This is a genomic window from Limimaricola litoreus, assembly GCF_024159025.1.
Lineage (GTDB): Bacteria > Pseudomonadota > Alphaproteobacteria > Rhodobacterales > Rhodobacteraceae > Limimaricola > Limimaricola litoreus.
This window is the reverse complement of record NZ_JAMYXC010000250.1, coordinates 1-8,177: the sequence shown is the minus strand read 5'-3', so window position 1 is coordinate 8,177 and position 8,177 is coordinate 1. Positions and strand designations below refer to the sequence as shown.

At 69.7% G+C, this 8,177-nt stretch carries 9 protein-coding genes; 1 reads left to right on the top strand and 8 read right to left on the bottom strand.

Annotated elements, in window-relative coordinates; genetic code table 11:
• Together NHG85_RS15825 and NHG85_RS15820 are read right to left on the bottom strand one after the other, a co-directional pair.
• The coding region (locus NHG85_RS15825) for a DNA translocase FtsK 4TM domain-containing protein (protein ID WP_253334076.1) at window positions 1–1,167 on the bottom strand (1,167 nt) is incomplete at its 3' end.
• A gap of 16 nt (window positions 1,168–1,183) precedes the next feature.
• Window positions 1,184–2,362 (bottom strand): aminotransferase class I/II-fold pyridoxal phosphate-dependent enzyme, encoded by a 1,179-nt coding sequence (locus NHG85_RS15820; RefSeq protein ID WP_253334068.1) that lies wholly within the window; start codon window positions 2,360–2,362, stop codon window positions 1,184–1,186.
• 256 nt (window positions 2,363–2,618) lie between these two features.
• Between NHG85_RS15820 and NHG85_RS15815 the strand changes: the two genes are divergently transcribed.
• Window positions 2,619–3,830 (top strand): UbiH/UbiF/VisC/COQ6 family ubiquinone biosynthesis hydroxylase, encoded by a 1,212-nt coding sequence (locus NHG85_RS15815; RefSeq protein ID WP_253334066.1) that lies wholly within the window; start codon window positions 2,619–2,621, stop codon window positions 3,828–3,830.
• Window positions 3,831–3,835: 5 nt separating this feature from the next.
• On the opposite strand, the gene NHG85_RS15810 is transcribed toward NHG85_RS15815, so the two are convergent.
• The 6 genes from NHG85_RS15810 to NHG85_RS15785 all read right to left on the bottom strand — a co-directional run bounded on the left by NHG85_RS15810 (window position 3,836) and on the right by NHG85_RS15785 (window position 7,867).
• Complete coding sequence (locus NHG85_RS15810; protein ID WP_253334078.1) at window positions 3,836–3,988, bottom strand: Trm112 family protein; 153 nt, start codon at window positions 3,986–3,988, stop codon at window positions 3,836–3,838.
• A gap of 113 nt (window positions 3,989–4,101) precedes the next feature.
• Window positions 4,102–4,743 (bottom strand): LON peptidase substrate-binding domain-containing protein, encoded by a 642-nt coding sequence (locus NHG85_RS15805; RefSeq protein WP_253334064.1) that lies wholly within the window; start codon window positions 4,741–4,743, stop codon window positions 4,102–4,104.
• A 27-nt stretch (window positions 4,744–4,770) separates the two neighbouring features.
• Window positions 4,771–5,691, bottom strand: coding sequence for a thioredoxin (gene trxA / locus NHG85_RS15800; protein WP_253334062.1), 921 nt, complete (start codon window positions 5,689–5,691; stop codon window positions 4,771–4,773).
• A gap of 97 nt (window positions 5,692–5,788) precedes the next feature.
• Window positions 5,789–6,577, bottom strand: a complete 789-nt coding sequence (locus tag NHG85_RS15795; protein ID WP_253334060.1) for an exodeoxyribonuclease III — start codon at window positions 6,575–6,577, stop codon at window positions 5,789–5,791.
• A gap of 68 nt (window positions 6,578–6,645) precedes the next feature.
• Window positions 6,646–6,969 carry a hypothetical protein gene (locus NHG85_RS15790; RefSeq protein WP_253334058.1) on the bottom strand — a complete coding sequence of 108 codons (324 nt, stop codon included), beginning with the start codon at window positions 6,967–6,969 and terminating at the stop codon, window positions 6,646–6,648.
• A gap of 211 nt (window positions 6,970–7,180) precedes the next feature.
• Window positions 7,181–7,867 (bottom strand): response regulator transcription factor, encoded by a 687-nt coding sequence (locus NHG85_RS15785; protein WP_253334056.1) that lies wholly within the window; start codon window positions 7,865–7,867, stop codon window positions 7,181–7,183.
• Window positions 7,868–8,177: the final 310 nt, after the last annotated feature.

The following is an 8,177-nucleotide window of genomic DNA, read 5'->3' as shown; positions in this document are numbered from 1 at the left end:
GCGCGCCGGGGCGGCGGAGGACGGTGCGTGATCCTCATCCGCCGCCTCGTCCCAGCCGGTCGGGGCCGCGTCGTCTTCGGGCCAGGCGTCTTGGGTCCAGGCGTTTTCGGCCCGCGTGTTTTCGGCCCATGCCTCCTCGGGCCGGGCGTCTTCGGCCCAGCCGCCATGCTGCTCCGCCATCGGCGGGGCGGGCGGCACGGGGGGCATGTGGCGCGGCATGACCCGCGAGACGGCGGGCGGCATCCGCCGCGCCGGCATCGACTCCTCGATCAGCGCGTCATCCTCTTCGGGCGCGTAATGGGCGGTCGCCTCCGAGGGGGCGGAGGCGGCCATGCGCTTGGCGGCATGGGCGCGCACCACCGCCGAGACCCGCTGGGTCTGACTCGGTTCGGGCACGGCGCGCGCGGCGGCTTCCTCCTCGGCGGCAAGGTCGGCGTCGCGGCGCATCTGTTCGCGCCGCGCCTCGATCTCGTCGCCGATGCGGCCGCGCAGAACCTCTGCCGCGCGCATCGACACCGTCGCGCCGCGGCCCATCAGCCGCAGGCCGAGCGCATAGGCCATCACCAGCCCCAACAGGAACAGACGCCACAGCCCGCGCGTCTCCTCGCGGGTGAAACCGGTGACGAAGGCCGCGGCCGCGAGCGTGCCCGCCCCCAAAAGCAGCGCCAGCAGGTTCACCCCGAAGCCCGCGCCGAAGGGCAGCACCGTGAGTAGCAGGCCCAGCACCGTGTCGCCGAACAGGCCGCCGAGGCCGAAGCTGTGGCTCCAGCCATCGGGGGGCGTCAGCGTCGCGGCGAAGACCGCCGCCAGCGCCACGACGATCGGCGCGAAGGTGAGCCGCGACATGGCCCGCTCCTCGCCCCGGTGCAGCGTCAGCCGCGTGCCCCAGACCAGAAGCACCAGCGGCAGCATCCATGCCCCGCGGCCGACGATCATCACGATCGGCTGCGCGAGCGAGGCGCCGAAGCGGCCCAGCCAGTTCTGCACCGGCGCGTCCGAGGCCAGCATCCAGTTGGGATCGTCGGGCGAATAGGAGCCGATCATCATCGCGACCACCAGCCCCACGGCGATCAGCGCGAGACCGAGCAGCTCCTTGCCGCGCTTTTCCAGCGCCGCCTGCGTGTTGCTGTCCAGCAGGGGCTCGCGCCCCCTCGTCTGATACGCCATGTCGCTTGTCCTCTCGTCAGTCGTAGAGGCAGGCGCGGAGCGTCTTGAGCCCGCGCTGCATCTCGTTGGCCGGGGCCACCATGGCGACCCTGACATATCCCTTGCCGGGATTTTCTCCGTTCACGTCGCGCCCCAGATAGGCGCCGGGCAAGACCCGCACCCCCGTCTCGCGCCACAGCTTCAATGTCGCCGCCTCGCCATCCTCGACCGGCAGCCACAGGAAGAACCCGGCCTCCGGCGCGGCATAGCCGGGCAGATCGCCCAGCACCCGATCAGCGATGTCGTATTTCGCGCCATAGAGCGCGCGATTCTCGATCACATGATCCTCGTCCGACCACGCCTTCGCGGCCACCGCCTGCAAGGGCAGCGGCAGCGGCGCGCCTGCATAGTTGCGCAGCTGGCGCATCCGGCGGATTGATTCGGGGCCGCCGGCGGCGAATCCGGCGCGCAGGCCGGGCAGGTTCGAGCGCTTGGACAGCGAGTTGAACACCACCAGCCGCTCGGGGTCCGCGCCCATGGCCTGCGCCACGGCCAGCGCGCCGGGCGGCGGCGTGTCGCGCCAGATCTCGGAATAGCACTCGTCCGCGAAGACCCGGAAATCATGCGTCTCGGCCAATTCCATGAGCCGCTTGAGATAGCTTTCGGAGGCCACCGCACCCTGCGGGTTCGAGGGCGAGCAGAGATAGAAGATCGCCGTGCGGTCCAGCGTTTCGGCGGGAATGGCGTCGAGATCGGGCAGAAAGCCTGTCTGCTGCGTGGCAGGCAGGTAGACCGGCTCCGCGCCGACCGAAAGCGCGGCGACGGCATAGACCTGGTAGAAGGGGTTGGGCATCAGCACCAGCGGGCGCGCGCCGCCCCGGCCCTCGGGGCACAGCGCCATGGCGGCGTTGTAAAGCCCCTCGCGCGTGCCGTTGAGCGCCAGGAGCCGCTCCTTGGGCAGATCCACCGCGTAGCGGCGCGAGATCCAGCCCGAAATCGCGCCCAAGAGCATCTCCGAGCCCTCGTTGACCGGATACTTGCCAAAGCCCGCTGCGGCCTGGGCGATGGTCGGGCCGACCCAGTCGGGATAGGGATGCTGCGGCTCGCCGATGGTCATCGCCAGCGGCGCGCCACCGGGCTTGTGCGAATCAAGCAGGCTCCGCAGGCGCGGAAACGCGTAATCCGGTAGGTCCGAGAACCGATCGGGGAAATCCATTGCTGCCTCATGAACGGGGGTCGTGCCAGTGCCCCTCTTGGCACGAAACTACCCGCGCGGGCAGGACGATGTCCAGCATTCGCCCCCAGCCTGCCCTGCATGTGTCTTTATCGCCGAAGATGCGCCAGATCGCCGAAGCTGCACCAGCCTGTGGCGCGGCATCCCCTCCCCCTTGCGCCGCGTCGTTCCGGCGCGGCGGCGGGCACGGGCATCGCGGCGCATGGACAATCCCGCCCCTCGCCCCATAGTCAGCGCCATGGACCATGACAGCGACATTCTCATACTGGGCGGCGGTCTCAACGGCCCGGTGCTGGCCCTCGCCCTCGCCCACGCGGGGCTGACCGTCACCCTCGTCGATGCCGCACCGCCCCGGCGCAAGGCGGGTGCCTTCGACGGGCGCGCCTATGCCATCGCCGCGGGCGGGCGGCGGATGCTGGGACGGCTCGGCCTGTGGGAGAGTCTCGCGCGAAACGCGCAGGAGATGGCCGAGATCAAGGTCACCGACGGGCGCGCGGGCGAGGGCCCTGCCCCGTGGTGGTTGCATTTCGATTCGGCCGAGATCGAGGACGGCGCGATGGGCCATATGGTCGAGGACCGGCACCTGCGCGCCGCCCTTGCCAAGGCGCTCGAGGGCGCGGAGGGCATCACGCTGCGCGCGCCCGAGACGGTGGTTGCCCAAGGCAGCGGGCCGGGCGGCATCGCGGTCACGCTCGGCTCGGGCGAGACCCTGCGCGCGGGGCTGCTCGTGGGCTGCGACGGGCGCGACAGCGGCACCGCCGCGCGGGCGGGCATCCGGCGGCATGGCTGGGGTTACGGCCAGAGCGCCGTGACCTGCGCCGTCGAGCACGAGCTGCCGCACAAGGGCATCGCGCATCAGTTCTTCATGCCGGGCGGGCCGCTGGCGATCCTGCCGCTCACCGGCAATCGCGCCTCAATCGTCTGGAGCGAGCGGGCCGCGCGGGCCGAAAAGCTCGCCGCGATGGAGGATGACGCGTATCTCGACGCGCTGCGCCCGGCCTTCGGCAATTTCCTCGGGCAGATTTCCCTGATCGGCGCACGGGGCCTGTTCCCGCTCGGCCTCAGCCTCGCCGAGCGCTTCACCGCACCGCGCGTGGCGCTGGTGGGCGACGCGGCGCATGGGCTGCACCCCGTCGCGGGACAGGGGCTCAATGCCGGTCTGCGCGACGTGGCGGCACTGACGCAGGTGCTGCGCGAGGCGCGCGCGCGGGGCGAGGACACCGGCAGCACGCTGGTGCTGGAGCGCTACGCCCGCTGGCGGCGCTTCGACACGGCGACGCTGGCCGCGACCACCGATCTCACCACGCGGCTGTTTTCCAACGACAATCCGCTCCTGCGGCTGGCGCGCGATGCCGGGATGGGGGCGCTGGGCGCCATCGGGCCGCTGCGCCGCGCCATGATCCGCGAGGCCGCCGGGCTGACCGGAGAGCTGCCCGAGCTGATGCGTTAGGCGGATCAGTCGAGCGCGCGCGCCTCGTCGGCCAGCATCACCGGAATGCCGCCCCGGATCGGATAGGCGAGGTTGGCTGCGCGGCTCACCAGCTCCTGCCGCTCGGCGTCGTAGCTCAGCTGCGCCTGCGTCTGCGGGCAGACGAGGGCTTCGAGCATGCGCCGATCAAACGCGGCGCGCCCGGCGCGCGGGTCGGGCTGGGGGTCGGGGATCGGGTCCACCGGCGGCACCGAGCTCGGCGGCTGGTCGCCCGGAAGGTTGGGATCGTCGCTCATTGCATCACCTCATCGCCGGAGCCGCCGCGCAGGGCGAACTCGATCAGCGTGGTCAGGGTTTCGCGCCGCTCGACAAGCGTCGGCGCCTCCAGAAGCGCCTGCCGCTCCTCGCTCTCGAAGGGGCAGAGCATCGAGAGCGAGTTGATCAGAAGCTCGTCCTCGGCCTCCTCCAGGCTCTCCCAGTCGGTCGACAGGCCGTGCTCCTCGAAGAACTTCGCCAGCAGCGCGAGGAAGCTCTCCCGCTGCAGCCCGGGGTCCGTTTCCACCGCGCCGCGATCGCGGTCGAAGCCGTCCCAGCTCACCTCGCAGCGCCGGTAAGGCATGAAGCCCTCGACCTCGTGGCGCACGCGGAACCGCGAGATGCCCGAGAGGGTGACCATGTAGCGCCCGTCCTCGGTCTCGGAAAAGGCGGTGAGCCGCCCGGCGCAGCCGATGGCGTGCAGCCGGGTGTCGCCGGCGGCCGATTCATAGGGCTGGATCATGCCCATGAGCCGATGCGGCGTCTTCATCACATCCTCGATCAGCGCGAGATAGCGCGGCTCGAAAATGTGCAGCGGCAGGCGGGCGCGGGGCAAGAGCAGCGCGCCTGGAAGCGGAAACACCGGGATCGTCTCGGGAAGGTCCACGCCTGTCATCATGCGAGGCGACCTAGCCTGCCGCACCGCTCAGGCAAATATCATCGACGACAGCCGGCGCCGACCGGCGAGCGCGATCGGATCCTTGGCGGGCAGCGCCTCGAAGATGGTGAAGAGCTGGGCCTTGGCGGCGCCGTCGTTCCACTCCCGGTCGCGGCGGAAGATCTCGAGCAGCTCGTCCACCGCCTCGGCGGTCTCGCCATTGGCCTGAAGCGCCGTGGCAAGATCGTAGCGCGCCTGCAGATCCGAGGGATCGGCCTCGACGCGCCCGCGCAGCTCGGCCACGGGGCCCGCATTGCTGGCCTGACGGGCCAGGGCGATCTGCGCGAAGGCGGCGTCGATCTCGGGCGTGCGGCCGATCTCGGCCGGGGCACCGTTGAGCACCGCCTCGGCCTGATCGACCTGGTCCATCGCCAGATGCGCGCGCGCCAGCCCGGCATAGGCGGCGGCGTTCTTGTCGTCCTCCTGCAGGATCGCGCCGAACACCTCCGCGGCCCCGACGGCATCGCCCTCGTCGAGCATCGCCTGCGCCGCCTCGATCGCCTCGGCGAGGCCGCCATCCTCCTCGCCGCCGCCCAGCGCCACGAGCTTGTTCACGAAAGCCTCGATCTCCGAGCCAGGCAGCGCGCCCTGGAACCCGTCGACCGGCTGGCCCTGCCAGAAGGCATAGACGGTCGGGATCGACTGCACCTGCAGCTGGCCGGCGACGGCCTGGTTCCGGTCGACGTCGATCTTGACCATCTTGACCTTGCCGCCCGCCTTGGTGACGGCGGCCTCCAGCGCCGGTCCCAGCGTCTTGCACGGGCCGCACCACGGCGCCCAGAAATCGACGATCACCGGCACGGTCTTCGAGGTCTCGACCACGTCCTTCATGAAGCTCGCGTCGGAGCCCTCGCGGATCAGGTCGTCCTTGGCGGGGGCGGCGGGGGCGCTGTCGTTGAGACCGAGCATGGTGAGGCTCCTGCTGTGATGTGCGGCCCCCCTCTGTGTCGGGCGGGGCGGTGTTTCGAGGTGACTATATGTGCGCGCGAGGCCCGCGCGCCAAGCCCTAGAGGTCGAAGCTGGCAAAGACGGGGGCGTGGTCGGAGGGCTTTTCCCAGCCGCGCGCCGATTTAAGCACCCGGCTGCCATGCGCGGCACCCGCGATGTCCGAGGTCGCCCAGACGTGGTCGAGCCTGCGGCCCCGGTCGGCGGCCTCCCAATCCCTGGCGCGATACGACCACCACGAATAGAGCTGCCCTTCGGGGATGTCCTGTCGCGTCACATCGACCCAATCGCCGCTGTCCTGCACCTGCGCGAGGTGCTCGATCTCCACCGGCGTGTGGCTGACGATCTTGGTGAGCTGCTTGTGGTTCCACACGTCGTCCTCGCGCGGGGCGATGTTGAGATCGCCCACGAGGATCGCCCGCTCGGGGCGGTTGGCGTGGAAATCGTCGCGCATGTGCGTGAGGTAGTCGAGCTTCTGGCCGAACTTCACGTTCTTTTCGCGGTCGGGCTCGTCGCCGCCGGCGGGGACGTAGAAGTTGTGGATCGTCACGCCGTTCTCCAGCCGCCCGCAGATGTGACGGGCATGGCCGAGATCCGCGTGGTCATGCGCGCAGACCTCCTCGATCGGCAGGCGCGACAGGATGGCCACGCCGTTGTAGCCCTTTTGCCCGCGCGCGATCATGTGGTCGTAGCCCAGCGCCTTGAAGGCTTCGAGCGGGATCTTCTCGACCGGGCTCTTGCACTCCTGCAGGCACAGAACGTCGGGCCCCTCCTCCTGCAGAAGGCGGCTCACCAGCGTCTCGCGCACGCGGACCGAGTTGATGTTCCATGTGCACAGGGTGAAGGGCATAGGCGGTCTCCGGATCAGGGCCGGGCCTGACTAGACCTTTGCGCCCGCGAAGGCCACCCGCCCCGCCCTCAGGGCTCGACCGTGTAGCTGTCCGAAGCGCAGACATCGACCCGGTCGGGCACCACCGCGCCGTCCGAGAAGAGCATCAGCAGGTCGTAGAGACATTCCGAGACGTTGCGGATGGTGACGTCGGCATTGCCACCCGAGGGCACCACGTACTCCCCCAACAGGTCGTCGCGCCAGTATTCATCCGTCACCGGAGAGGCGAACATGCGCACCAGGTCGACGCCGGAGCGATTGCGCACCCGCAGCGTCTCGGTCTCGGCATGGGCCGCGAACGGCGCGAGCAGCGCGGCGACGAGGACGGGAACGAACGGGCGCGTCAGGGACATGGAGAACTCCTCATGGTCTCGCCCTAGACTAACGCGCGGCGCCGCCCTGCCCCAGCCCCCCTCTTGTCGCAGTCACATCCGTGCGGCCGGGGCAGGCAAAGAAAAGCCGGGCACGAAGCCCGGCAAAGTCCAACAGGGAGGTATGTGGCGTGACCCCGCCACGGGGGCTTCGTGTGCCAAACGCGCATCCACCGCGCCGGTTCCGACCGTATCAGGCCACCAGCCGATATCCGCCGGATTCGGTCACGAGCAGCCGCGCGTTCGAGGGATCGGGCTCGATCTTCTGGCGCAGCCGGTAGATATGCGTCTCGAGCGTATGGGTCGTGACACCGGCGTTGTAGCCCCAGACCTCGTGCAGCAGCACGTCGCGCGGCACCACGCCCTCGGAGGCGCGGTAGAGGAACTTGAGGATGTTCGTCTCTTTTTCGGTGAGGCGGATCTTGCGGTCGTCCTCTGTCACCAGGAGCTTCTGCGCGGGCCGAAAGCTGTAGGGCCCGAGCTGGAACACCGCGTCCTCGGACTGCTCATGCGTGCGCAGCTGGGCACGGATGCGCGCGAGCAGCACCGGGAACTTGAACGGCTTGGTGATGTAGTCATTGGCGCCCGCGTCGAGGCCGAGGATGGTGTCGCTGTCGCTGTCGTGGCCGGTGAGCATGATGATCGGGCATTTGACGCCCTGCTTGCGCATCACGCGGCACAGCTCACGCCCGTCGGTATCGGGCAGGCCGACGTCGAGGATCACCAGATCGAACAGCCCGGCCTTGGCCTGCGCCATGGCCTCGTGGCCGTTGCCCGCCTCGAAGACATCGAAATCCTCGGTCATGACGAGCTGTTCGCTCAGCGCCTCGCGCAAGTCGTCCTCGTCATCCACCAAAAGGATCTTCTTCACTTGTGCCATCTCGACGCCTCCATGAGCTACCGGCTCCACAGATGTGTAACGGTTACGTGTGGCTCAAGTTTCGTGTCCATCTCTCACGCCGAGTTGTCGCTCCCGCTCGAAATGTTACATTCGCCCCCCGTGCCGGGGCGTCCCGGCCTGCCGCGAGGATGCGTTCATGCCTTTCCGCCCCGATCCCGTCGAGCGCCGCGCCCGCGCGCTGGCCGATCTGCGCCTCGGGGTGCCGGTGGTGCTGGGCACCGATGAAGGCGCGCTGGTGCTGGCGGCGGAGGCGGTCCGGCCCGAGCGTCTGGCCGCGCTGCGCGCCATG

Excerpts from the sequence above, each read along its gene's own strand:
- NHG85_RS15820 (WP_253334068.1), bottom strand. The coding sequence starts at position 2,362 with ATGGATTTCCCCGATCGGTTCTCGGACCTACCGGATTACGCGTTTCCG.
- NHG85_RS15815 (WP_253334066.1), top strand. The coding sequence starts at position 2,619 with ATGGACCATGACAGCGACATTCTCATACTGGGCGGCGGTCTCAACGGC.
- NHG85_RS15810 (WP_253334078.1), bottom strand. The coding sequence starts at position 3,988 with ATGCTCGAAGCCCTCGTCTGCCCGCAGACGCAGGCGCAGCTGAGCTAC.
- NHG85_RS15805 (WP_253334064.1), bottom strand. The coding sequence starts at position 4,743 with ATGATGACAGGCGTGGACCTTCCCGAGACGATCCCGGTGTTTCCGCTT.
- trxA (WP_253334062.1), bottom strand. The coding sequence starts at position 5,691 with ATGCTCGGTCTCAACGACAGCGCCCCCGCCGCCCCCGCCAAGGACGAC.
- NHG85_RS15795 (WP_253334060.1), bottom strand. The coding sequence starts at position 6,577 with ATGCCCTTCACCCTGTGCACATGGAACATCAACTCGGTCCGCGTGCGC.
- NHG85_RS15790 (WP_253334058.1), bottom strand. The coding sequence starts at position 6,969 with ATGTCCCTGACGCGCCCGTTCGTTCCCGTCCTCGTCGCCGCGCTGCTC.
- NHG85_RS15785 (WP_253334056.1), bottom strand. The coding sequence starts at position 7,867 with ATGGCACAAGTGAAGAAGATCCTTTTGGTGGATGACGAGGACGACTTG.